Raw genomic sequence first — 22,961 nt, 5'->3', positions numbered from 1 at the left:
CGCTCCTCATCCTCTGGACGACAGCTCGCTTGCGGCAGACGCATACCCCGCTTCCTCAGGTGTCACACGACGCCGGGTGTCATCGCTGTTCGGAGGGGGTATCCGGGCGGGCATGGAAGCCGAGAACATCCCCTCCTCCAACCCGTACGCCTTCGTCTTCGCGCCGTCCCCGCTCCTCACGGTAACCCTCGAGAAGGCACCCGACGGAAGCACCGAACTGCACGTCCATCCCGGCGGGCAGGGATTCTGGATCGGCCGCATGGCGGCGACCCTGGGAATGGACGTGCACCTGTGCGGACCGTTCGGCGGCGAGTCCGGCACGATCCTCGTCGACATGATCAACCGCGAAGGCGTGACGGTGCATGCCGTGGAGACCGCATCACCCAACGGTTCCTACATCCACGACCGGCGCGAGGGCGAACGGAAGGAGATCGTGGAGATCGACCCGCCGGCACTCACCCGTCACGAGACCGACGATCTGTTCAGCGCGTCGCTGGCGTCCGCGATGTGCGCGAAGGTCGCGATGCTGGGCGGACCGCACAACGACGACGCCGTACCGAGCGAGGTGTACACGCGCCTGTGCGCCGATCTGGGAGCCCTCGGCATCCCGGTCGTCGCCGATCTGTCCGGCCCCACCCTCGGTGCGGCCCTCGAAGGCGGGGTGACCGTGCTGAAGGTGAGCCACGAGGATCTCATCGAGGACGATCGCGCGAAGTCCGAGGATCTCGACGATCTCATCGAGGCCTTGCACCGTCTCCACGACGAAGGTGCCGCCTCGGTGGTGATCTCCCGCGCCGGCGATCCGGCGATCGCACTGGACAACGGAACCATCTGGGAGGTTGAGGCACCCTCGGTGCAGACCGTGGACCACCACGGTGCCGGAGATTCGATGACCGCCGGCATCGCGTCGGCCTACGCCGCGGGCGCGAAGTTCGAGGACGCGCTGCGTCTCGGCGCCGCAGCAGGTGCGGTCAACGTCACGCGCCGCGGTCTGGCGACGGGGCATCGTGGCGCTGTGGAGAAGATGGCCGAGAAGGTGGAGGTCCGGAAGGTGAAGGGGAAGCGTTCATGAAAGCACTGATCGTCAACGACGACGGCATCGACAGTCCCGGTCTCGCCCTGCTCGCCCGCCTCGCGGTCGAGGCGGGATTCGACGTGCAGGTCGCGGCGCCCCATGTCGAGCGCAGCGGCGCCAGTGCATCCTTGACCGCTCTCCAGGACGAAGGAAAACTCCTGCTCAGCCGTCGCCCGCTCGACGACCTGCCCGAGGTGGAATCCTATGCGGTGGAAGCATCTCCGGCGTTGATCACCTTCCTCGCCTCGTACGGCGCGTTCGGGACGGCACCGGACATCGTGTTATCCGGAATCAACCTGGGCCCCAACACCGGTCACGCGATCCTGCATTCGGGCACGGTGGGTGCAGCCCTGACCGCGGCCACCCACGGTGCCCGCGCGGTCGCATTGTCCCTCAACGGGACAGCTCCGTCGCAGTGGGAGACCGCCGAGTTGGTGACCCGTCGCGCTCTCGAGTGGGCCGTCGAACACAGCCGTCCGGGCACGGTTCTCAACGTCAACATCCCCGACATGCCCGTCCACGAGTTACGCGGACTGCGCAGTGCTCCTCTGGCAGGATTCGGTGCCGTCCAGGCCGAGATCGGGGAGGTCGAGGACGACGGCGACATCTCCCGCGCCTTGCCGGTCACCTTCCGGGCGGTCGAACTCGACGAATCCCACGACAGCGACGCCGTTCTCGTGTGCCGGGGGTGGGCGACCGCGACCGTGCTGACGATGCCTTTCGAGGTGGCGGAAGCCGATCTCGGAACCTTGGAATTCGCCCACTCGGGTAGTTCGCAGCAGTAGGTGCTGTAGAAGGTTCCGGGACCGCTCGGTCACGAGTGCCACGACCGAGCGGTCCCGACTCCAATTGATTCGGGCCGCTGCAGTTCTCAGAGAACTACAGTTCTCAGAGCACTGCAGTTCTCAGAGCACTGCAGTTCTCAGAGCACTGCAGTGCTCAGGCGACTGCGGAATCGGAGACGTAGCGAGAGATCGGCGTGACGACGGACCGTTGCGCACGACCGGTCGTGTCCGTCACGGACTGCACGAACCGGCCGGCCTCGGCGAGCGCACGCCGGCTCTCGGGAACGCTGTCGGCGAAGATCGGGAAGGCGTGCACCTGGTGTCGCCACAGGTGCAGGTCGCAGCTGACCCCTGCCTCCCGCACGGCCCGCGCCATGGATTCTGCGTCGCTGCGCAGCAATTCGTCGTGACCGGCGTGGATCATCACCGGGGGCAGCACACTGAGGTCGTTGTCGAGCGGGCACATCAGCGGTCCGGGCTCCCCGTCGACGGTCAGACGGGTATGGGTGCCCTCGATGTAGCGTACGAGCGACTGCACGGCCGATCCGGGGAACATGGGGCAGGCCGCCTGCATGTCGTGTTCGGCGCGACGATCGGAATCGAGGTCGACGAGGGGCGACAGCGCGACGATTCCCGCGGGGCGGGGCAGATCGGATTCCGCGATGGCCAGGGCCGTCATGAACGACAGGTATCCCCCGGCGGAGTCGCCTGCGACGACGATGTCCTCTCCCCGATAACCTTTCTCGCACAACCACTCGTAACCGCGTACCGCGTCGTCCACCGCGTGTGCGATGGGAGCGTTCGGCAGCATGCGGTAGTCGACGCTGAGCACCGCGCCGTCGGCGCGATCCGACAGGCTCACGGCCAGCGAACGATGAGTGTTCAATCCGCACATCAGGAACGCGCCACCGTGCAGGTACAGCACCGCGCGCTTGGTCGATCGTCCTTCCGCGCGGATCCACTCTGCACTGCACGCGCCCAGGTCGACGTCCACGTACTGGGCTCCGGAGGGCTTGGGGAGGAGGGACGCAGCGCCGTCGACGACCGACAGTGGCCACGCGAGGTCGGGCCGGGCCATCCATGCCCCGACGACCGGCTTCGCGAGTGCGCGTACCGCGCCCCGAACGACTCGGGAGCGCACGCTTCCACCTCGGTGGGTGCGGCTGACGCCCTCACCTCCACCGAAATCGTCGATCTCAGAAGACAGCACTGGAACCTCCCGTGGGACACCCACGAAACCGGTTGATTTATTTCGCCTTACGCGACGTGGTACTGCGGTTTACCCACACCTGTCCGGCATCGAAACACCCGGTTCGGATCACGAACCGGAAACAACGATGCGAGAGGCTCCCGCAGCGCCCCGTTTACCGGTCCGGCCGGGGAGGTAACCAGCGCATATGCCTACCGAGACCACGGTGTCCCTCTGGCGGGATCGCGCCCCGCACATCGCGACGTACGACGACTGGACGGCCCGCCGGGAGTGCTACGACATCGTGGTCGTCGGCGCCGGGATCACGGGCACCGTGACGGCGCTGCTCCTCGCTGAGAGGGGACTGCGCGTTGCGGTGCTCGAAGCCCGGGACATCGGGGCGGTGACCACCGGGAACACCACCGGCAAGGTCAGCGTCCTGCAGGGCACACGCCTGTCGCAGATCGGCCGCAGACATTCCGGTGCGATCCGTCAGGGATATGTCGACGGCACCCTCGCGGCACAACGATGGGTGGTCGATTTCTGCACGCGGCACGGACTCGACTTCGACCGTGCGGACGCCTATACCTACGCGCAGGATCCGTCGAACGTGAGCATGATCGACGCGGAATACCACCACTGCCGCGCCGCCGGGTTACCGGCCGAGAGGGTCGGTGAGATCCCGCTGCCCTTCGGCGTGGCCGCGGCAGTCACGGTTCCCGACCAGGTGCAGGTCGATCCCATGCCCATTCTGTTCACGGCAGTCGACCGGGCGCGTGCGTGCGGCGCCGAAGTGTTCGTCGGGCGGCGCGTGAAGACCGTGGACACCGAGGACGCAGGATGCATCGTCCGCACCGACGACGGCAACATCCGTGCAGATCGCGTCGTACTTGCAACCGGCATCCCCATCCTGGACCGCGGTGCATTCTTCGCCAGGATGGAACCCGACCGCTCGTACTCCATCGCCGTCGAAGTGCCCGGTGGCCCGCCGGAAGGGATGTTCTTGTCCGCGGACAGTCCCACCCGGTCGCTCCGCACCGCCTCTGCGGCGGGAACGTCCTCGTCGGCGGATCGACTACTGCTCGTCGGCGGCAACGGACACGTCGTCGGCCGGCACGATTCGACCTGCTCCGCATACGACGACCTGCTGCGATGGAGTCAACGGACCTTCCCCGGCGCCCACGAACTGTACCGGTGGTCGGCGCAGGACTACACGAACATGGACAGCCTCCCCGAGGTCGGCCCCGTCCTGCCCGGTGCCGACCGGATCTGGGTGGCGACCGGCTTCGGCAAGTGGGGCATGACCGGCGGGGTCGCGGCGGCGCACATCATCGCGTCCCGGTTCTCGGAGTCGCCGGATCCCGAGGTCGAGGCGTGGGCGCCCGCCATGGCGGCATGGCGCACCGAACTGGTGACCGGCATTCCCACCGCAGCCAAACTCAATGCCACCGTCGCATTGCACATGGCCAAGGGCTGGTTGCAGGCCGCGACGTCCTCCGGATCAAAGCCGGAAGAAGGACAGGGACGGGTGGTACGCAGTTGCGGACGTCCCGTCGGCGTGTCCACGGTCGACGGCCGGACGCACCGCGTGAGCGCGGTCTGCCCGCACCTCGGCGGAATCCTGCGGTGGAACGACGCGGAGTCGTCGTGGGACTGCCCGCTACACGGCTCTCGATTCACTGCCGACGGCACTCTGCTGGAGGGGCCCGCGACCGGCAACCTTTCCCCCAGCTGACGCCGAGGGTGGAAAAAGGCGTGAGAGCCCGCGTTTCACACCATCCGAGCCGGGTAATTCTGACAGCAGCCGAGAAAGGACACACGAACATGAATTCCGCCGATGGGGCACGACTGTCCGGACTGACCATCGCAATTCTCGCGACGAACGGAGTCGAGGAGGTCGAGTTCGTCGAGCCGCGTAAAGCTCTCGAGGACGAGGGCGCCACGGTCCGACTCGTCTCGATCGAGCAGGGCGAGATCCAGGCAATGGAGAAGGACGTCAACGCCGCAGGGAAATACACCGTCGATCACCTCGTCTCGGAGGTCTCCCCCGGCGACTTCGACGGCCTGGTGCTTCCCGGTGGAACCACGAATCCCGATCAGCTGCGCCAGGACGACAAGGCCGTGTCGTTCGTGCGGGAGTTCGTCACCTCCGGGCGCCCGGTCGGCGTGATCTGCCACGGACCGTGGATGCTCGTCGAGGCCGACGTGGTGCGCGACCGCACCCTCACGTCGTATCCGAGCGTTCGTACCGACATCCGCAACGCCGGCGGAAACGTCGTCGATCAAGAGGTGGTCGTCGATCGCAACCTGGTCTCGAGCCGCAACCCCGGCGACCTGCCGGCATTCTGCAAGGCACTCATAGATCTCTTCGCGGCGAACCCCGCGAGCTGAATCGTTCGGGCCACGACGCAGGCCGATCCTCGTCACTTCACCGACCGCGACCACAAAGGTCCCGGTCCATCTCCGCCTGTTTTCCGAAAGGACCTCGACGATGCTCGAGCAGAGCCCCGTTTCCGGCGCCACCTTCTTCCCGCCCGCAGCCCTCCACCAGGGCGTGCGATTCAGTACCGCGGAGATCAAGAAGCGTATCGACGAAATGTTCGACAACCCGGCTGCTCCCCTGCCGAGCGAAAGCTGATTTTCCGGAGAACTGCTGGTCGAAGGCCCGCAGCGGTGCACGCAATTTGCGGCCCCCTACCCGCCTTGATAACAAGAAGTAGTCGATTTCGAACATGTGGGATTGGTTCGCCGTAAGGCAGTTGCACGAAGGCGGGATTATGAACGAACCGAACTCCGACGATTTCGTCGTGGTCGCCAACCGTTTGCCGGTGGATCTCGAGACGCCGACCGACGGTGGCCCGCCGGTCTGGCGACGCAGCCCCGGTGGCCTGGTGACCGCGATGGAGACCGTCCTGAGGTCCAACAGTGGCGCCTGGGTCGGCTGGCCCGGCACTCCCGACGTGACGGTCGATCCCTTCGAGGAGGACGGGCTCTCGCTGTATCCGGTGGAGTTGTCCTCCCAGGAGGTCGAGGAGTACTACGAGGGTTTCTCGAACGACACTCTGTGGCCGCTCTACCACGACGCGCTCATCCCACCCACTTTCGATCGCCGGTGGTGGCGGACCTATCGCGCGGTCAATCAGCGATTCGCCGAGGCCGCGGCCCGTGCCGCTGCCCCCGGGGCGACGGTGTGGGTGCACGACTACCAGCTCCAGCTCGTTCCCCGGATGTTGCGTGAACTCCGGCCCGACGTCACGATCGGTTTCTTCCTCCACATCCCCTTCCCGCCTACCGAACTGTTCCTGCAGTTGCCGTGGCGGAAGGCGATCGTCGACGGTCTGCTCGGCGCCGATCTCGTCGGTTTCCATCTCCCCGGCGGGGCACAGAACTTCCTCTATCTCGCCAACCGGCTCTTCGGACTTCCGGCACCGCGCGGGACCTCGTCGGGCGGCACCATCGTTCTCGGCGACCGGCAGGTTCGTGTCGGTGCCTACCCCATCTCCATCGACTCCGCGCAGCTCCGGGAACGTTCCCGCGACACCGCCGTTCAGGAGCGCGCCGCCGAGATCCGCAGGGACCTGGGCGATCCGGAGGTCATGCTGCTCGGCGTCGACCGGCTCGACTACACCAAGGGGATCGACGTACGTCTCGAGGCCCTGCACGAGCTGTTCGCCGAAGGCACCCTAGATCCCGAGAAGGTCGTGATGGTGCAGTTGGCCACGCCGAGCCGCGAGCGTTTGACGGCGTACGCACAACTCCGCGACCAGGTGGAGCGCGAAGTGGGTCGGATCAACGGCGAGTTCGCCCGGCTCGGTTCCCCCGTCGTCCACTATCTCCATGCCTCGGTCGACCGCGACGAACTGCTCGCGATGTACACCGGTGCCGATGTCATGCTGGTCACTCCCCTGCGCGACGGCATGAACCTTGTCGCCAAGGAATACATCGCCTGCCACCCCGACGGCAGCGGTTCGTTGGTGCTCAGCGAATTCGCCGGGGCGGCAGCCGAACTCCGCCGCGCTCTTCTGGTCAACCCACACGATCTCGAAGGCGTCAAGCGCGCGATCGTGGAAGCGATAGAGGAGGACCCGGCCGAACGGAAGAAGCGCATGAAGACCATGCACGCGCACGTCATGGAGTACGACGTCGCCCGCTGGTCGCGCACCTTCCTCGAGGACCTGCGGGCCACCTCGGGTGCGCACGTCACCGCCTCCGGAAGCTAGGCGTGCGGGTCCTCTCCGACATCTGTCGGAAGAGGACCCGCACGCTCCGCACCTCGAACAGCGACAGACCCGAAGGAATGCGGACCTACCCGCTCGGCTGCGGCACCTCGCACTCGACCTGGGGATTGACGCCCGCGTAGTTGAGCGGCCCGGCCACCACCGTAACTGCCACCGTCGCGAGACTGCTGCAATTCTGGTCCGAGTCGCTGAAGTAGCCGCGCTGACCGGCCGCCACCGCACCGATGATCAACCAGATCAGGACCACGAGACTCACCAATCGCACGACCTCACCTCGATCCGTCTCATATGCCGGACCGTCCGGCCGGGTAGCAATACCCGAGGGGGAAACCGAACAAACGCACCGAGCGCCCTGATCCGGCCCTAACGGACAAAACTCTCCAAGGTCGGATCGGGCGGGGATGAATCCGGGTCCGGCGGCGCCTGGCGCTCGCAGGAGACGGACGTCGAACTGCGGGCACTGGCCGAACGACTCGTACACGAGATCACGTCCTTGCCGGCCCTCGCCGAACAGCATCGGAGCCACTTCGACCACGTCTTCATGACCGTGCACCAGCACGCCTGACGCCCGGCTCACCCCACCTCTCGTGGGGCGACCACCGCACATCCGGATTGGGCGACCTAGCCGGGGGTACTCGGAGAGCGAGTCACGCCGGCCGTTACGCGCGTGCGCCGCCATCGCGCGTGCACCGTTCGGCCACGAGAAGGAGAGCCATGACCCAGGATGTGGAGAAACGCTGGAACGACCCCCGGACGGCCCGTAAGGCCACGATGTACGCGGGGGGCGTGATCGTCGCTGCGCTCGTGGTGATGGGCATCGCCATCCTCTGGGGCACGAACTCCGGACAGGACTGCAGCGACGCCGCATTCGCGGTGTGCACCGATCCCGCCCGCCAGATCCTGGTCTTCGGACCCACACTCGTGCTCCTGCTCGGCGGACTCGGCGCACTGCTGACGGCCTACCGCACGTGGAAGCACGGCGGTCGCTGGCCGATCTGGCAGGGTGCGGGATGGGTACTGCTGGTGCTGATGGTCGTCTACGCCACCATCTCCGCCCGCGCCATCATCTGATCCGGGACCGGTCGTCCCGGCCCGGTGCGGCCGGAGCCACCGACCCACACGAACGAACAGGTGGGGCAGCAGCGTATTCCGGTTCGTACCGGCGCGCCGCGACCGGTTTATCCCCCACCACACACGGGAATACCGCTGTGGTGAAGATCGCGATGGTTGCCGGACAAGTGAATCCCCTGCTCGGTCACGGCGCGCACGCAGATGCGCCGCCGCAAGGACTTCACGTCCACCTGGCCGAACTGTCGTCCGCCCTCGCCGGGGCCGGTCACGAGGTGGTGGTCTACACACGCCGCGAGGACCGCGACGACCCCGACCGGATCTCCGCCCCCGGTGGATACGAGGTGGTGCAGGTACCGGCAGGACCACCGTCCCCGCTGCGTCCCGACGAAACCGACTCTGCGATGGGGGAATTCGGGAGCTTCCTGGATCGGGAGTGGCGCCAGCGGCCACCGGACATCACCCATGCCCACTACTGGCTGTCCGGACTGGCCACGCAGCTCGCCACCCGTTCGCTGGGCATCCCCACGGTTCAGACCTTCCATTCCCTCGGCACGGTCGAGCACCGGATCCGGGAGAAGACTGCGATGGACGCGTCCGCGCGCGACCGAATCCGCTTGGAGCGGCTCCTCGCCCGGGGCGCGACACGCATGATCGCGACGAGTTCCGACGAGGTGTTCGAGCTGGCGCGCATGGGACTTCCCCGCACGCGGACCACGGTGGTGCCGAGCGGCGTGGACGCCGTGCACTACAGCACCGCTGCCGCTCCCGACACCACGAGGACCCGCAAGCATCGTCTGCTCGCAGCCGGCCCTCTCGAACTGGGCTCCGGATTCGACATCGCCATCGAAGCGCTGGCGGGCATTCCCGACACCGAGTTGATCATCGCCGCGCATCCCGCTCCCCCGTACTTGTCGCGCCGAGCGGACGAGCAGGAGAAGTCCCGTCTCGTGAAGCTCGCACGCGTACGCGGTGTGCAGGGACGCGTCCGGATCCGCCGCGATGTCGGGCGGGACGAGATGCCCGGTCTGCTCCTGTCCGCCGACGCCGTGGTCTCCACTCCCTGGCACGATCCGTCGGGGATGCTCGCCCTGCAGGCGATGTCGTGCGGTCGCCCGGTCATCGCAACTGCTTCCGGTGGAATGCTCGACACCGTGCTCGACGAGGCGACCGGCCTTCTCGTGCCCACCCGCTCCCCCGAGGCCGTCGCGGCCGCCGCGCGCCGGCTTCTCTCCGATGCGACGACACGCGCCACCTTCGGTATCGCCGGACGCGACCGCGTTCTCGCCCGGTACACCTGGGATCGCGTGGCGGAGGACACCCTTCGCGCCTACGAACGCTGCGTGCCGGTCCGGCGTACTGCACACCGGACCGCACGGACCGGCGTGCAGTAGCGCCCGTCGAACCTCTACAGACGCCGGAACGATCAGCGACGGAAGTCCTGATCGTTCCGGTGTGCGCCCGCTGGGCCGGCCTCGTCGCCCGGCACGGTGTTCGGGACCTGATCCGACGAACCTGCCGTCCGCGGAACCGGATCCGCGCGGTGATCACCGCGCTCGGCGTGTTCCGCCGAACGGGGATCCAGCTCTTCCGCCCGGCGACGACGCTCGTCGAGTTCGGCTCGTGCCGCTTCGGCGGTACGACGTTCCTCCTCGGAGCGGGCGCGCAGCCGCTCCGCCTCGGCCGCCTTCGCTTCGGCGTCCGCCGCGGCGCGACGGGCCTCCGCTTCGGTGCGTTCGGCCGACGCCGCCCGCTGTTCGACTCCCGGCCTGTTCTCCTCGACGCTGCGACGCAGACGTTCGGCTTCGGCACGCCGGCGCTCGGCACGCCGGTTGCGGAGCGTCCACCCCAGCACCGCCACTACCACCAACGCGACGACCACCGCTATCACCAGCAGAATCCAGTCGTTCGTGCTCATCTCGACCTCCTCGGGTTCACCAGCGGGTTCCCCCGGGTCGAAGTGACGAAACGGGCACCTCGGGCCGAGCGGCGGATCGGAGATGCCCTCCGAACAGAACCGTTGCCGCCCGGGAAACCCGAACGGCAACGGTATGGAGGGGCGTGGCGGATTGCGGCCACGCCGTATGGTCGGCTCTCCCGGCCTGTTACTTCACGCGAGCGAGCGCAGCAAGCGCTGCTTCACGTGTTCTGCATGCCTTGGAAGCGATGGTCGCGTCGGCGACCCGGAGCAACCGTTCCACCGGTCGCCCACTCAGAAGTGCCCAGCGGACGTTCAGGGCACGCGCACGTTCGTCGAGATCGTCGAAGACCGACAACCCGGCCGCACCGAAGAATTCGACTGCTCCGAGATCGACGACCATACGGATCGATTCTTCGAGCTGCCGATGGGTGAACGCGTGTAGAGCGTGTGCGTTGCGGATGTCGATCTCGCCTCGCACGTCGATCCAGACGAGGTCCGGTTCGATCTTCTGCGCGCTGAATTCTGCGCCGACGACCCGTTCTGCGGGAATGTCGGACCTGATCGGCCGAGCCGACCACCCGGATGGGACGGAATCTACCTGTGCGGCAATTCGCTGAGGAACTGTCATAGCACTTCCCAACATCGAAAATTGCAGGAAGCACGACCTACGAGACAGGCACAACCGGTGACCGATCGGAACCCTCCCGAAACAGGGGTGCTTCCGTGTTCTCGGCTGTGTGCTCAACCTTCTGCCGCCACAGTAGTCCACGAACCACGGGCACTCAACACGCCGATCGTGCATTTCGGGAATGTTGCGGCCCCCTGCCCAGGTCACGGTGGATGGATTGAATTCGCGGTATCTGGGTACTCTCTCCGACGACCAGACAGACACGACCCGCTCGTACCCCCACTCCCCGTACTGGAGACATCAGGCTCATGGCAAAATCCGCGTCGATCGAATCGGCACGCGACCACAATCCCCCGGTAGTCGAACTTCGAGTAGAGGCCCATCCCGACCAGCTCGCAGTGCTCCGAGCGGTAGCCGCCGCGATCGCGCTGCAGCACGACTTCGACCTCGATACCGTTGCGGATGTGAAGCTCGCCGTCGACGAAGCGGCCACGCGGCTGATCATGGGCGCACCCGAGGACGCGATCCTGGCGTGCTCGTTCCGGGCGGCTCTCCCGCTGCTGCAGATCAGCCTGTCGGCGCCCACGAACGACGCCTCCGAGATCGGGCAGCCGCGCTCCTTCGGATGGCACGTGCTCAACTCGCTGACCGAGTCCATCTCGGTGACGAGCGACGACTCGCGCGCCACGATCGACATGTCCATCGCCGAAGGCAGCGCCGATCGGTGACGCGCAACACGGGTAGGTCGAGCGACGAGTACGCCGACGTCACCGAAACGTTGAGAACACTCCTCGCACTCGAGGAGGGCGACCCCGGTCGCATCCGCATCCGCGACGCAGTGGTCGAGCGGTGCCTGCCGCTCGCCGAGCACATCGCCCGGCGCTTCGACGGCCGTGGTGAGGCCTTCGAAGATCTGCTGCAGGTCGCGCGCCTGGGCCTGGTCAACGCGGTCGACCGTTTCGACCCCGAACGCGGTTCGGATTTCGTCTCCTTCGCGGTCCCCACGATCATGGGCGAGGTGCGCCGGCACTTCCGTGACGCCGGCTGGGCGGTTCGTGTGCCGCGACGCATGAAGGAACTGCATCTGTCCCTGAGCAAGGCCACGTCCGAGCTCTCCCAGCAGCTCGGACGTGCGCCCACCGCCTCCGAGCTCGCCGAGGTACTCGGCATCGATCAGGAGGAGGTGCTGCAGGGTCTCGTGGCCGGCAACGCCTACCAGACCGTGTCGGTCGACCGGTCGTCCCCGTCCGGCGACGACGGGCTCACCCTCGCCGACACGCTCGGCGACTACGACGCCGCGCTCGACGAGGTCGAGAACCACGAGGCGCTGCGTCCGCTGCTCGAGGCCCTTCCGGCCCGCGAACGCACGGTCGTGCTGCTGCGCTTCTTCGGCAACATGACGCAGACGCAGATCGCCGAGCGCGTGGGTGTCTCGCAGATGCACGTGTCGCGTCTGCTCACGAAGACCCTCGCGCAGCTCCGCGATCAGCTCGGCGACAACTTCTGACGGGTCGACGTCCCGGGCTCCCGTGCCCGGGACGTCGACGCGGTCAGAACGTCGAGGCGTCGATCACGAAGCGATAGCGCACATCACTGGCGACCACACGGTCGTATGCCTCGTTGATACGGTCCGCGGAGATCAGCTCGATCTCCGCACCGATGCCGTGCTCTGCGCAGAAGTCGAGCATCGCCTGCGTGTCGGGGATTCCGCCGACATTCGATCCGGCCATCGCACGATCGTTCATCGCGAGCGAGAACGCCCGCACCGACAGCGGCTTCTCGGGCAGGCCGAGGCCGACGAGGGTGCCGTGCAGCCGCAGCAACGACAGGTAGCGGTCGAGGTCGAGGTTGACCGAGACGGTGTTGAGGATCAGATCGAATTTCCCGCGCAACTCCTTGAAGGTCGACTCGTCCTCGGTGGACCGGTAGTCGACCGCACCGAAGCGCAGGCCGTCGTCCCGCTTCGACAGCGAGTGACCGAGCACGGTCACCTCCGCACCCATCGCTGCCGCGATCTTCACTCCGACATGCCCGAGACCGCCCATGCCGATGATCGCGACCTTGCTCCCCGGCCCGGCATTCCACCGCTTCAGCGGCGAGTACAGGGTGATTCCCGCGCACAGCAGAGGCGCCGCGGCGGCCGGGTCGAGTCCGTCGGGAATCCTCAGGACGAAGTGTTCGGTGACGACGATGTGTGTCGAGTAGCCGCCCTGGGTGACGGAGCCGTCGCGGTCGACGGAGTTGTAGGTTCCCGTCACCCGACTGGTGCAGTGCTGCTCGAATCCTGTTCGGCAGGGCTCACATTCACCACAGGAGTTCACGAAGCAACCCACGCCGACGCGGTCTCCGACGGCGTGCTTCGTGACACCGGAACCGACGGCGGCGACGGTGCCGACGATCTCGTGGCCCGGCACGATCGGGTACTTGGTTCCGCCCCACTCGTTCCGGGCGGTGTGGATGTCGGAATGGCAGATGCCGGCGAATTCGATGGCGATGAGCACGTCGAGCGGGCCGAGGGCACGTCGTTCGACGGTGGTCTTCGACAGGGGCGCGTCGGGCGCGGTGGCGGCGTATGCGGCGACGGTGGTCGTACCGGTTGTGGACGTCATTCCTCCACAACTACTCCGCCTCGCGACGACGTGCACCCGCGGGGGACTCCCGCAGGTGCACGTCGTGGAGACGGTTCGACTATCCGGCCTGGTCGGACCGGTGTGTCGCCCGGCGGCGCAGTCGTCGCGCCGCAGCGACGAGGTTGCGCAGCGACGGCTCGAGCTGCCAGTGGTGACGGGTCTTGAGACCACCGTCCGGATTGGCCCACAAGCGGTCGAGTTCCACCGATTCCGCCGCCTCGCTGAGCAACTCGTCGAGCTCGTCGATGTCCGGGATCCGCGCCGAGCGGGACTCGTAGACACCGGGACCGACACCGTGGGACAGCGCGCGGTCCTTGATCGCCTCGAGCACCCAGCGGATCGAGCGTGTCGCCACGATCGCCGTGACGTCGGCGTCGAGCCGCTCGATCGCGTCGACCACCGACACCTGACCCGAATAGGTCAGGTGCGTGTGGATCTGCGTCTCCGGCTTCGCGCCACCGGTGGCGAGACGGAAGGCGTCGACGGCCCAGTCGAGGTACTCGGAGCGCCCGTCCTGCCGCAGCGGCAACAGTTCCCGGATGGCCGGTTCGTCGACCTGGATGATCGCGATGCCCGCCCGCTCGAGATCGGCGATCTCGTCGCGGATGGCCAGCGCGAGCTGGTCGGCCGTCTCGTGGAGCGGCTGATCCTGACGCACGTAGGAACGCGCCAGCATCGTCACCGGACCGGTGAGCATGCCCTTGACCGGCTTGTCGGTCAGCGACTGCGCGAACGAGATCCACTCGACCGTCATCGGCTTCGGCCGCACGATGTCGCCGTAGAGGATCGGCGGACGCGTGCAGCGCGAACCGTAGGCCTGCACCCAGCCGAAGTGCGTGGTGGCAAAGCCCTCCATCAGCTCGGCGAAGTACTGCACCATGTCGTTGCGTTCGTGCTCGCCGTGGGCGAGGACGTCGAGACCGATGTCCTCCTGCAGACGGATGGTGGACTCGATCTCCTCCTGGATCCGCTTGACGTACTCGCCGTACGACATCCGGCCACGACCGAGTTCCGCTCGTGCCCTGCGGATCTCCGCGGTCTGCGGGAACGACCCCAGGGTTGTCACCGGCACCGGCGGCAGATCCAGTCGCTTCTGCTGCGCGGCGCGGCGCTCCTCGTACGGCGCGCGCACCCGATGGGCGGGCGTGACCGCGTTCAGACGTGCACGGACGGTGTGCTTCTGCTTGAAGTGCACCGACACGGGCGGCTTGCGCCACCGCTCCTCGGCTCCGGTCGTGAGCGCCTTGGCAAGGGAGACCACCTCCCCCACCTTCTGCTTCGCGAACGCGAGACGGTCGGCGACGTCGCCGGGGATGTCGTACTCGACGAGCAGGTCGTAGGGCACGTGCAGCAGCGAGGACGAGGTCGACACGACGAGATCCGGTGCGACCGCGGCGAGCGACTTCAGGTAGTCGAGGGTGCGGTGGCGGTCGACCTTCCACACGTTGCGGCCGTCGACGACACCGGCGTAGATGCGCTTGCGCTTGAGTCCGGGCACTGCGGCCAGTTCGTCCGCGCTCATGCGGCCGTTGACCAGGTCCAGGCCGATCGCCTCGATCTTCGACGCGGCCAGGATCGGCAGTGCCTCACCGAGATGCCCGTACGGGCCGGTCACGAGCAGACGCGGACGCAGCGGAGCGTGCGAGAGCGCGTCGTAGGTACGCGCGAGGGCTGCGAGCTCCTCCTCGCTGCGGTCCTCGGTGAACGACGGCTCGTCGAGCTGCACGCAGGTGGCACCGGCACGGGCGAGCTGCTCGAAGAGCTTCTCGTATTCGGGGAGCAGCGCGTCGAGCAGGTCGAGGGTGCGGAAACCCTCCTTCGTCGACGTCGGTGCGACCTTCGACAGCAGCAGCAGCGAGACCGGGCCGAGCACCACCGGCCGCAGCTCGATACCCTCGGCCTTTGCACGCTCGAACTCGTCGAGTACGGCCGCCGAATTCAGCTCGAAGACGGTGTTCTCGTCGAGTTCGGGCTGGCGGTAGTGGTAGTTGCTGCCGAACCAGCGCACCAGCTCGAGCGGCGGGAAGTCCTCGCGGCCACGGCACAGCGTGAAGTACAGATCGAGCGGGTCGAGCTCATCGGCCAGTGGACGGAACCGCTCGGGCAGCGCGCCGAACAACAGCGCGTTGTCCAGGACGTGATCGTAGTAGGAGAACGTGTTGCCGGGTACCTGGGTCAGACCCGTGGCTGCGAGCTCGCGCCAGGTGTTCTCCTGGAGCTCGCGAGCGACCGCGACAAGTTCGTCGCGCGTGCCCTCACCGTGCCAGTAGGCCTCGAGGGCGAACTTGAGCTCGCGGCGGGGCCCGATGCGCGGGTACCCGAGGATGCTCGATCCGTATCCGTCGGCGAGAGTTGCCATGTCGGCGTCGACCTTTCCCTCATGCACGTCGCGCCCGTGCACCGGTGACCAGTGTTCGGAACACTGTCGCCGGGCACGGGCGCCGTGTGCGGTGGTGCTACCTGGCTAGCCGGCCTTCTTGACCGTGCGACCGTTGTCGGCGTACTCGTAGAAGCCGGCGCCCGACTTCTTGCCGACGAGTCCCGCCTCGACCATGCGTTGCAGCAGCGGCGGGGCCGAGTACAGGGGCTCTTTGAACTCCTCGTACATGGAGTCGGCGATCGACTTGACGGTGTCCAGACCGACCAGGTCGGTCAGGGCGAGCGGACCCATCGGGTGGGCGCAACCCAGGACCATCGTCTTGTCGATGTCCTCCTTGGTGGCGAAGCCGGACTCGACCATCCGGATCGCCGAGAGCAGGTACGGCACCAGCAGTGCGTTGGCGATGAACCCTGCACGGTCGGAGGACCGCACGACCTGCTTGCCCAGTACGTCGGCTGCGAACGCCTCGGCGCGCTCGGCGACGGTGGGGCTGGTCTTCAGGGTGGTGACGAGCTCGACGAGCGGGAGCACCGGAACAGGGTTGAAGAAGTGCATGCCGATGACACGCTCGGGCGCACCGGTCGCGATACCGAGCTTCATGATCGGGATCGACGAGGTGTTCGAGGCGAGCACCGCGTTGGGATCGGTGACGATCTTGTCGAGCTCCGCGAGGATCTCGCTCTTGACCTTCTCGTCCTCGACGACGGCCTCCACCACGAGCTGCCGATCGGCGAAGTCACCGAGATCGGAGGTGAAGCGCAGACGCCATGCGGCCTGCTCACGCTCCCGTTCGGTGATCTTTCCGCTGCTCACGCCCCGGTCCAGCGACCGGAGGATCCGGGCACGTCCGGCAGCCGCGAGTTCGCGGGTCTGCTCGAACACCAGTACGTCGACATGAGCGCGTGCGCACACCTCGGCGATACCTGCGCCCATGATGCCGGCGCCGATCACGCCGACGCGCTGAATCTTTTCGCTGGTCACGTCAGCTCCTTCTCGTTGTGGGGGTCGTGGCCGAGGCCGGAAGTACAAGCGAGGACCCGTCGGGTGCGCGCGTTTCGAACTGCTCCGGATACGCACGCACCCCGCGGCAGGACATGGGGACCTGTGGATCCCGCCGCGGGGTGGTGGACCTCGGGGTGGCGCTGGTTCCTAGTGGAACTGGCCTTCCTCGGTGGAGCCCTTCAGGGCAGCCGTGGAGGTGTTGGGATCGACGGTGGTGGCGATGGTGTCGAAGTAACCGGCACCGACCTCACGCTGGTGCTTGATGGCGGTGAAGCCGCGCTCCTTGGCCGCCTTGAACTCGCGCTCCTGCAGGTCGACGAAGGCCGTCATGCCCTCGCGGGCGTAGCCGTGCGCCAGGTCGAACATGCCGTAGTTGAGCGAGTGGAAGCCGGCGAGGGTGATGAACTGGAACTTGAAGCCCATCGCGCCGAGCTCCTTCTGGAACTTCGCGATGGTCGCGTCGTCCAGGTGAGCCTTCCAGTTGAAGGACGGCGAGCAGTTGTAGGCCAGCAGCTGGTCCGGGAACTCGCTGCGGACGCCCTCGGCGAACTTCTTGGCGACCTCGAGGTCCGGAACACCGGTCTCCATCCAGATGAGGTCGGAGTACGGAGCGTAGGCCTTCGCACGGGCGATGCAGGGCTCGATGCCGTTCTTGACGTGGTAGAAGCCCTCGGCGGTGCGCTCACCGGTGATGAACGGGCGGTCACGCTCGTCGACATCGGAGGTGATGAGGGTCGCGGCCTCGGCGTCGGTGCGGGCGATGACCACGGTCGGGACGTCCGCGACGTCGGCCGCGAGGCGAGCCGAGGTCAGGGTGCGGATGTGCTGCTGCGTGGGGATGAGCACCTTGCCACCGAGGTGACCGCACTTCTTCTCCGACGCGAGCTGGTCCTCCCAGTGGGAACCGGCGACGCCGGCCGCGATCATGGCCTTCTGCAGCTCGTAGACGTTGAGGGCGCCACCGAAGCCGGCCTCACCGTCGGCGACGATCGGAGCGAGCCAGTTGTCGACGGAAGTGTCGCCCTCGACCTTGGCGATCTCGTCGGCGCGCAGCAGCGCGTTGTTGATACGGCGGACGACCTGCGGAACCGAGTTCGCCGGGTACAGCGACTGGTCCGGGTAGGTGTGGCCGGACAGGTTGGCGTCGCCGGCGACCTGCCAACCGGAGAGGTAGATGGCCTTCAGGCCGGCGCGGACCTGCTGGACCGCCTGGTTACCGGTGAGGGCGCCGAGCGAGTTGATGTAGTCCTCGTTGTTGACGAGGTCCCACAGGATCTCGGAACCGCGGCGAGCGAGGGTGGCTTCCTCGACGACGTTGCCCTGCAGCTTGGCGACCTGCTCGGCGGTGTAGTTGCGGGTGATCCCCTTCCAGCGCGGATTGGTGTCCCAATCCTTCTGGATCTCTTCTGCAGTCCTCGGGGTGCCGGTGGTCGACATCAAATCTCCACTCTCTAGATCTGCCCCGCTCGGGATGAAGCAGTACGCGTGTACGACTTCACATCCTTTGCGTGCCGTTCGGATGTACAAGAACGACAATGACACAGTCCAAAAAGCCCGTCTACCTGTTGCTAATGCCAATCTCGGCTATTTTCGTCGCAGCCATTGCGAAGATTGCCAATCGATGGTCGGTCCAACTACCCGAATCGGGCACGGGTTTATTACCCGCGAGTAGTAACTACCTCGGCTTTTGCCGCTGCCGTCCGGCCCACATCGCCGGGACGCCTCGTCCCGCCGACTCCCCCACCTCGGGACGGATCGGACACCTGCCTGTGACTGCCTTCACAAACGGTGATCGTGGTTTGTGATCCCCATTGACCCCTGGAATCCCATCCGTAACATGTCTCGGGCCGGATCGGGGCCGGTGCATCGTAGTGCCTTCGTGTCTCAGGGCCCCGGCCGAACAGCCCCCGAACACGAGGAGTCGACATTCTCTCGAGTACGTCGCGGTCGATCGTCGAAGCGACCCTGCCGGTGGTCGGCGCCGAGATCGGCACGATCTCACGTGTCTTCTACAACCGGCTCTTCCGGGCCGTCCCGTCCCTGCGGGACACCTTCAACCGCACCAACCAGGCCAACGGGGCCCAGCAACGGGCGCTCGCCGACTCGGTCGCCGCTTTCGCATCACTGCTGGTCACCCACGCACCGACCGACATCGACCCGATCATGGAGCGGATCGCCGCCAAACATGCGTCCCTCGGTGTACAGGCCGCGCACTACGGGATCGTGCGGACCCACCTGTTCGCCGCGATCGCCGAGGTGCTCGGCGACGCCATCACACCGCAGGTCGCCGTGGCCTGGCACGAGGTGTACACGCTGATGGCGAACTCGCTCGTCGAGCAGGAGACGGAGCTGTACCGGCGGGCCGGTGTGGCCCCCGGTGACATCTGGCGTCGGGTTGTCGTCACCGAACACGAGTACGACGGCGCGCACGCGGCCACCTTCCACCTCCGCTCCGTCGACGGTCGGCCGCTGCCGGCCTTCCTTCCCGGCCAGTACATCTCGGTGCGGGTCGCGCTGCCGGACGGCTCCGAGCAGATCCGCCAGTACACCGTCTTCCCGGGCAGGACGAGCGGCGAGTGGGCCGTCACCGTCAAGCGCGTGCCGGGCGGACTCGTCTCCCCCGTGCTGTGCGACGGCCTGGGCGTCGACGATCACCTCCTCGTGTCGCCGCCGTTCGGCAGCGTCGTCGTCGACAGGGGCAGCGAACCGTTGCTGCTCGCCTCGGCGGGCGTGGGCGTGACGATGACGATCGCGGCGCTGCGCGACATGCAGTCCCGGGGCGACGGCCGGAGCGTCGACGTCGTCCACGTCGACCGCACCCCCTACGAGCAACCGCACCGGACCGAACTCGCCATCCTGGTCGACTCGTTGCCGGACGCCCGGCTGCACGTGCGCTACACCGAGTACGACGAGATTCGCAGCGACGGACGAACTCCACTGTCCGGGCTGACGATTCCGGGCGATGCCCGCACCTATGTGTGCGGTCCGATCACGTTCATGCGTGCCATCCGCTCGGATCTCGTCGCGTCGGGGGTATCCCCCGGGTCGATTCACTTCGAGGCGTTCGCGCCGGGCTCGTGGTTCGGCCTCGAGGCCCCACCGGTATCTGTCGATTAACACGCTGCGAACACTGCCTTGCGAAGGCTGCGAGGCAGTTCTACCCTGGGCGAATGGCCAAGACCTATGTAGGCGCCCGGCTGCGGCAGCTACGCACCGAGCGAGGACTCAGCCAGGCCGCGCTCGCCAAGACCCTCGAGATCTCGGCGAGTTATCTCAACCAGATCGAGCACGACGTCAGGCCGCTGACGGTGCCCGTCCTGCTCCGGATCAGCGAGGTCTTCGGGGTCGACGCCACCTTCTTCTCCTCGCAGGACGACACCCGTCTGATCGCGGAGATGCGGGAGGTCGCGCTCGACCGGGAGATGGGCATCGAGGCCGACGCCCAGGAGATCGCCGAGATGGTCGCAGCCCACCCCACTCTGGCGCGCGCGATGGTCAATCTCCACCGGCGCTTCCGCAACACCACCGCGCAGCTCGCCGTCGCGACCGAGGAGAGGTACAGCGACGGCAGCGGCAGCGGTGCGATCACCATGCCCCACGAGGAGGTCCGCGACTACTTCTACCAGCGGCAGAACTACCTGCACGATCTCGACACCGCGGCCGAGGAGCTGGCCAACCGCATCCGGTTCCACCGCGGCGACGTGGGGGGCGAGATCGCTCGCCGCATGACCACGGTCCACGATGTGCAGATCGTCAAGCGCATCGACCTCGGCGAGAACATCCTTCACCGCTACGACCCCGAGACCCGTGTCCTGGAGGTCGCGCCGCAGCTGTCCGGCGGGCAGCAGGTCTTCAAGCTGGCCATCGAACTCGCGTACCTGGAGTGTGGAGAGCTCATCGACCGCCTCGTCGCGGAGGGTTCGTTCACGAGCGATGCCTCACGCGCGCTGGCCCGGCTCGGGCTCGCCAACTACTGGGCGGCCGCACTGATCCTGCCGTACACGCAGTTCCACGAGATCGCAGAGGACTTCCGCTACGACGTCGAACGCCTGTCGGCCTTCTACGGCGTCAGCTACGAGACGATCGCGCACCGGCTGTCGACACTCCAACGTCCGAAGCTGCGGGGCGTCCCGTTCTCGTTCGTGCGCGTCGACCGCGCGGGCAACATGTCGAAGCGTCAGTCCGCCACCGGTTTCCACTTCTCCACCAGCGGTGGCACGTGCCCGTTGTGGAACGTATACGAGACCTTCGCCTATCCCGGCAAGATCATGACGCAGATCGCGCAGATGCCCGACGGTCGTCGCTATCTGTGGGTCGCGCGCACGGTCGAGCGTCGCGCCGCGCGTTACGGCCAGCCGTCGAAGACGTTCGCGATCGGTCTCGGCTGCGAACTGCGGCACGCGCATCGCCTCGTCTATGCCGACGGTCTCGACCTCGACGAGTCCAATCCCGGCACGCCGATCGGCTCGGGTTGCCGCGTGTGCGAGCGGATGAACTGCCCGCAGCGCGCCTTCCCTCCCCTGGGCAAGGAGATCGACATCAACGAGCACCGCTCGTCGGTCTCGCCGTATCTGGTGCGCTGAGCGTCGGTAGGCTCGTCGCATGGCACGCACCCCCGACTCGATAGGCGCGAAGGCACTCGAGTTCCTGTCCGAGTACCACCTCGCGACGCTCACGACCCTCCGCAAGGACGGCTCGCCGCACGTCGTCGCCGTCGGGTTCACGTGGGACGGCGAGGCCGGCCTCGCCCGCGTCATCACCTTCGAGGGCTCCCAGAAGACCCTCAACGTCGAGCGCGGGGGTTACGCGGTGGTGAGCCAGGTCGACGGCGGTCGCTGGCTCACCCTCGAGGGCCCGGCCCGCGTTACGCGCGAGCCGGCCGACGTCCGCGAGGGCGAGCGTCGCTACGCCGCCCGCTACCGCGAACCCCGCCCCAACCCCCGCCGCGTCGTCATCGAGATCGCAGTCGAGCGCGTGATGGGCTCGGTCCTCGACCCCATCTGACGCATCCGCTCGCTTGTTTGCCATCCGCAGCGGAAGCAGATGCGGCACATAGCTGGGACGGTAGCGGTTACCGCCACGCACGGGCGACGGCACGGTCGAAGCGAGCGAGGACGACGTCGAACCGGGACAGTTCGGGCCACGTCCACCTGACCACTTCGAAGCCGAGGTCGCGCAGGGCGCCCTTCCGTCGCTTCTCGTTCCGTAGGGCCTCGACGCCTCCCTCGTCGTACTTGCCCATCCCGTCGAACTCACCGACGACTCCTTCGTCCTCCCAGAGGAAGTCGACCCGGGCGACGAACTGCCCGTCGGGTGTTCGTATCTCCTTCTGGAGCGTCGGTGCGGGCATGCCGGCCTGATGCATCCGGATGCGACTCAGCGATTCTCCCGGACTCTCGCTGCGACCGTCGAGAAATGCAGCCACGCGTCGCGCCGCGGCGATACCCCTACGCGGCCCGGACTCGTCGAGACAACAGAGCAACGCGGAGCCGAACTCGGCATCACGAGCCGCAGCACAATCACCCGCGATCACGGCTTCGTCGAAGTCGAGTGTGCAGGCGAGATCCACGACGGTCCGGGCGAGCGAGGTGCACGCTATGCCCGCGACCTCCGACAGGTCGTGAGGACGCAGAGGGGCGACGTGCAGGTGACGGTTCGCGTTCCTCCGACCACCACCCGATCTGCCGCGGGTGACGTGGACCCGCGTGAGATCCGGCTTCCACAGGGCGAGCCCGTGCAGGACGGCGGCGGACTCGTGGCTGATCACCGTGCCGGGCGCGAGCACTGCCCCGACGGATCGCACGCGCACGCGATAGCGATCGAGTTCGTCGAGGGAGTCGTCGCGGTGGAGGTAGACGCCGGGTTCGAGTCGCTCGAGTTCACCGGCGCGTACCGCACGACGGATCTCGGAGTCGGTCATCCCGGAAGCGAGAGCGGTGGTCCGCAGGAAAGGTGTCGGTCGCATGCGGACAACCGTGCCCGATCGTCGTGGTGCAGACGCGGTGCGAACACCGGTATTCGCGTCGCCTGTGGATGATCCCGCCA

22 protein-coding genes are annotated in these 22,961 nt (G+C 67.0%); 13 read left to right on the top strand and 9 right to left on the bottom strand.

The window, feature by feature from the left end:
• Positions 1-112: 112 nt before the first annotated feature.
• Entirely contained in the window at positions 113-1,072 is a 960-nt protein-coding gene (locus BLV31_RS08100; RefSeq protein ID WP_064061810.1) for a 1-phosphofructokinase family hexose kinase, read from the top strand.
• Positions 1,069-1,860: a 5'/3'-nucleotidase SurE gene (surE, locus tag BLV31_RS08095; protein WP_006553565.1), complete on the top strand. Its 792-nt coding sequence runs from the start codon at positions 1,069-1,071 to the stop codon at positions 1,858-1,860. The genes BLV31_RS08100 and surE overlap by 4 nt, the downstream gene beginning before the upstream one ends.
• A 154-nt stretch (positions 1,861-2,014) precedes the next feature.
• Here surE and BLV31_RS08090 read toward each other — a convergent pair whose 3' ends face one another.
• Positions 2,015-3,001 carry an alpha/beta hydrolase gene (locus BLV31_RS08090; protein ID WP_230826393.1) on the bottom strand — a complete coding sequence of 329 codons (987 nt, stop codon included), beginning with the start codon at positions 2,999-3,001 and terminating at the stop codon, positions 2,015-2,017.
• A gap of 256 nt (positions 3,002-3,257) precedes the next feature.
• Here BLV31_RS08090 and BLV31_RS08085 point away from each other — a divergent pair, with 256 nt between their 5' ends.
• From BLV31_RS08085 to BLV31_RS08075, 4 genes are all read left to right on the top strand, one after another.
• Positions 3,258-4,784 (top strand): FAD-dependent oxidoreductase, encoded by a 1,527-nt coding sequence (locus BLV31_RS08085; RefSeq protein ID WP_064061811.1) that lies wholly within the window; start codon positions 3,258-3,260, stop codon positions 4,782-4,784.
• 89 nt (positions 4,785-4,873) lie between these two features.
• Positions 4,874-5,440 (top strand): type 1 glutamine amidotransferase domain-containing protein, encoded by a 567-nt coding sequence (locus BLV31_RS08080; protein ID WP_006553568.1) that lies wholly within the window; start codon positions 4,874-4,876, stop codon positions 5,438-5,440.
• A 100-nt stretch (positions 5,441-5,540) separates the two neighbouring features.
• The gene (locus tag BLV31_RS24980; RefSeq protein WP_019291152.1) at positions 5,541-5,687 is read left to right on the top strand and encodes a hypothetical protein; all 147 of its coding nucleotides are present in this window, start codon (positions 5,541-5,543) and stop codon (positions 5,685-5,687) included.
• Positions 5,688-5,826: 139 nt separating this feature from the next.
• Positions 5,827-7,269, top strand: a complete 1,443-nt coding sequence (locus tag BLV31_RS08075; protein WP_006553569.1) for an alpha,alpha-trehalose-phosphate synthase (UDP-forming) — start codon at positions 5,827-5,829, stop codon at positions 7,267-7,269.
• A gap of 85 nt (positions 7,270-7,354) precedes the next feature.
• On the opposite strand, the gene BLV31_RS08070 is transcribed toward BLV31_RS08075, so the two are convergent.
• Positions 7,355-7,552, bottom strand: a complete 198-nt coding sequence (locus BLV31_RS08070; protein ID WP_019291151.1) for a hypothetical protein — start codon at positions 7,550-7,552, stop codon at positions 7,355-7,357.
• A gap of 449 nt (positions 7,553-8,001) precedes the next feature.
• Here BLV31_RS08070 and BLV31_RS08065 point away from each other — a divergent pair, with 449 nt between their 5' ends.
• On the top strand, positions 8,002-8,358 hold the full coding sequence (locus tag BLV31_RS08065; protein ID WP_064061812.1) for a hypothetical protein: 357 nt from the start codon (positions 8,002-8,004) through the stop codon (positions 8,356-8,358).
• Positions 8,359-8,495: 137 nt separating this feature from the next.
• Positions 8,496-9,749 (top strand): glycosyltransferase, encoded by a 1,254-nt coding sequence (locus tag BLV31_RS08060; protein WP_081263514.1) that lies wholly within the window; start codon positions 8,496-8,498, stop codon positions 9,747-9,749.
• 32 nt (positions 9,750-9,781) lie between these two features.
• Here the strand turns inward: BLV31_RS08060 and BLV31_RS08055 are convergent, their stop codons facing one another.
• Positions 9,782-10,273, bottom strand: a complete 492-nt coding sequence (locus BLV31_RS08055) for a hypothetical protein (protein ID WP_006553573.1) — start codon at positions 10,271-10,273, stop codon at positions 9,782-9,784.
• A 187-nt stretch (positions 10,274-10,460) separates the two neighbouring features.
• Entirely contained in the window at positions 10,461-10,904 is a 444-nt protein-coding gene (locus BLV31_RS08050) for an STAS domain-containing protein (protein WP_006553574.1), read from the bottom strand.
• A 308-nt stretch (positions 10,905-11,212) separates the two neighbouring features.
• On the opposite strand from BLV31_RS08050, the gene BLV31_RS08045 reads away from it, so the two are divergent.
• Positions 11,213-11,632 (top strand): ATP-binding protein, encoded by a 420-nt coding sequence (locus BLV31_RS08045; protein ID WP_064061982.1) that lies wholly within the window; start codon positions 11,213-11,215, stop codon positions 11,630-11,632.
• Positions 11,629-12,411, top strand: a complete 783-nt coding sequence (locus tag BLV31_RS08040) for a SigB/SigF/SigG family RNA polymerase sigma factor (protein WP_006553576.1) — start codon at positions 11,629-11,631, stop codon at positions 12,409-12,411. The genes BLV31_RS08045 and BLV31_RS08040 overlap by 4 nt, the downstream gene beginning before the upstream one ends.
• Positions 12,412-12,454: 43 nt before the next feature.
• Here BLV31_RS08040 and BLV31_RS08035 read toward each other — a convergent pair whose 3' ends face one another.
• The 4 genes from BLV31_RS08035 to aceA form a co-directional block, all read right to left on the bottom strand.
• Positions 12,455-13,513, bottom strand: a complete 1,059-nt coding sequence (locus tag BLV31_RS08035; protein WP_039585432.1) for an NAD(P)-dependent alcohol dehydrogenase — start codon at positions 13,511-13,513, stop codon at positions 12,455-12,457.
• A 79-nt stretch (positions 13,514-13,592) separates the two neighbouring features.
• Entirely contained in the window at positions 13,593-15,893 is a 2,301-nt protein-coding gene (gene metE / locus BLV31_RS08030) for a 5-methyltetrahydropteroyltriglutamate--homocysteine S-methyltransferase (protein ID WP_064061983.1), read from the bottom strand.
• Between the two features lie 105 nt (positions 15,894-15,998).
• Positions 15,999-16,895 carry a 3-hydroxybutyryl-CoA dehydrogenase gene (locus BLV31_RS08025; RefSeq protein ID WP_019291147.1) on the bottom strand — a complete coding sequence of 299 codons (897 nt, stop codon included), beginning with the start codon at positions 16,893-16,895 and terminating at the stop codon, positions 15,999-16,001.
• A 168-nt stretch (positions 16,896-17,063) separates the two neighbouring features.
• Positions 17,064-18,353, bottom strand: coding sequence for an isocitrate lyase (aceA, locus tag BLV31_RS08020; protein ID WP_006553580.1), 1,290 nt, complete (start codon positions 18,351-18,353; stop codon positions 17,064-17,066).
• A gap of 534 nt (positions 18,354-18,887) precedes the next feature.
• Between aceA and BLV31_RS08015 the strand changes: the two genes are divergently transcribed.
• The 3 genes from BLV31_RS08015 to BLV31_RS08005 are packed head-to-tail and all read left to right on the top strand — an operon-like array spanning position 18,888 to position 21,920.
• A complete protein-coding gene (locus BLV31_RS08015; protein ID WP_230809943.1) occupies positions 18,888-20,033 on the top strand; it encodes a globin domain-containing protein in 1,146 nt (381 codons plus the stop codon).
• Positions 20,034-20,086: 53 nt separating this feature from the next.
• The gene (gene ramB, locus BLV31_RS08010) at positions 20,087-21,499 is read left to right on the top strand and encodes an acetate metabolism transcriptional regulator RamB (protein WP_006553582.1); all 1,413 of its coding nucleotides are present in this window, start codon (positions 20,087-20,089) and stop codon (positions 21,497-21,499) included.
• Between the two features lie 19 nt (positions 21,500-21,518).
• The gene (locus BLV31_RS08005; RefSeq protein WP_024101771.1) at positions 21,519-21,920 is read left to right on the top strand and encodes a PPOX class F420-dependent oxidoreductase; all 402 of its coding nucleotides are present in this window, start codon (positions 21,519-21,521) and stop codon (positions 21,918-21,920) included.
• A 67-nt stretch (positions 21,921-21,987) separates the two neighbouring features.
• Here the strand turns inward: BLV31_RS08005 and BLV31_RS08000 are convergent, their stop codons facing one another.
• On the bottom strand, positions 21,988-22,881 hold the full coding sequence (locus tag BLV31_RS08000; protein ID WP_064061828.1) for a type IV toxin-antitoxin system AbiEi family antitoxin domain-containing protein: 894 nt from the start codon (positions 22,879-22,881) through the stop codon (positions 21,988-21,990).
• Positions 22,882-22,961 lie beyond the last annotated feature (80 nt).

This window comes from Rhodococcus pyridinivorans, assembly GCF_900105195.1.
In the GTDB taxonomy this organism is placed as follows: domain Bacteria; phylum Actinomycetota; class Actinomycetes; order Mycobacteriales; family Mycobacteriaceae; genus Rhodococcus; species Rhodococcus pyridinivorans.
This window is presented reverse-complemented; position numbering and strand designations above follow the sequence as displayed.

Excerpts from the sequence above, each read along its gene's own strand:
- BLV31_RS08100 (WP_064061810.1), top strand. The coding sequence starts at position 113 with ATGGAAGCCGAGAACATCCCCTCCTCCAACCCGTACGCCTTCGTCTTC.
- surE (WP_006553565.1), top strand. The coding sequence starts at position 1,069 with ATGAAAGCACTGATCGTCAACGACGACGGCATCGACAGTCCCGGTCTC.
- BLV31_RS08085 (WP_064061811.1), top strand. The coding sequence starts at position 3,258 with ATGCCTACCGAGACCACGGTGTCCCTCTGGCGGGATCGCGCCCCGCAC.
- BLV31_RS08080 (WP_006553568.1), top strand. The coding sequence starts at position 4,874 with ATGAATTCCGCCGATGGGGCACGACTGTCCGGACTGACCATCGCAATT.
- BLV31_RS24980 (WP_019291152.1), top strand. The coding sequence starts at position 5,541 with ATGCTCGAGCAGAGCCCCGTTTCCGGCGCCACCTTCTTCCCGCCCGCA.
- BLV31_RS08075 (WP_006553569.1), top strand. The coding sequence starts at position 5,827 with ATGAACGAACCGAACTCCGACGATTTCGTCGTGGTCGCCAACCGTTTG.
- BLV31_RS08065 (WP_064061812.1), top strand. The coding sequence starts at position 8,002 with ATGACCCAGGATGTGGAGAAACGCTGGAACGACCCCCGGACGGCCCGT.
- BLV31_RS08055 (WP_006553573.1), bottom strand. The coding sequence starts at position 10,273 with ATGAGCACGAACGACTGGATTCTGCTGGTGATAGCGGTGGTCGTCGCG.
- BLV31_RS08050 (WP_006553574.1), bottom strand. The coding sequence starts at position 10,904 with ATGACAGTTCCTCAGCGAATTGCCGCACAGGTAGATTCCGTCCCATCC.
- BLV31_RS08045 (WP_064061982.1), top strand. The coding sequence starts at position 11,213 with ATGGCAAAATCCGCGTCGATCGAATCGGCACGCGACCACAATCCCCCG.
- BLV31_RS08035 (WP_039585432.1), bottom strand. The coding sequence starts at position 13,513 with ATGACGTCCACAACCGGTACGACCACCGTCGCCGCATACGCCGCCACC.
- metE (WP_064061983.1), bottom strand. The coding sequence starts at position 15,893 with ATGGCAACTCTCGCCGACGGATACGGATCGAGCATCCTCGGGTACCCG.
- aceA (WP_006553580.1), bottom strand. The coding sequence starts at position 18,353 with ATGTCGACCACCGGCACCCCGAGGACTGCAGAAGAGATCCAGAAGGAT.
- ramB (WP_006553582.1), top strand. The coding sequence starts at position 20,087 with ATGGCCAAGACCTATGTAGGCGCCCGGCTGCGGCAGCTACGCACCGAG.
- BLV31_RS08005 (WP_024101771.1), top strand. The coding sequence starts at position 21,519 with ATGGCACGCACCCCCGACTCGATAGGCGCGAAGGCACTCGAGTTCCTG.
- BLV31_RS08000 (WP_064061828.1), bottom strand. The coding sequence starts at position 22,881 with ATGCGACCGACACCTTTCCTGCGGACCACCGCTCTCGCTTCCGGGATG.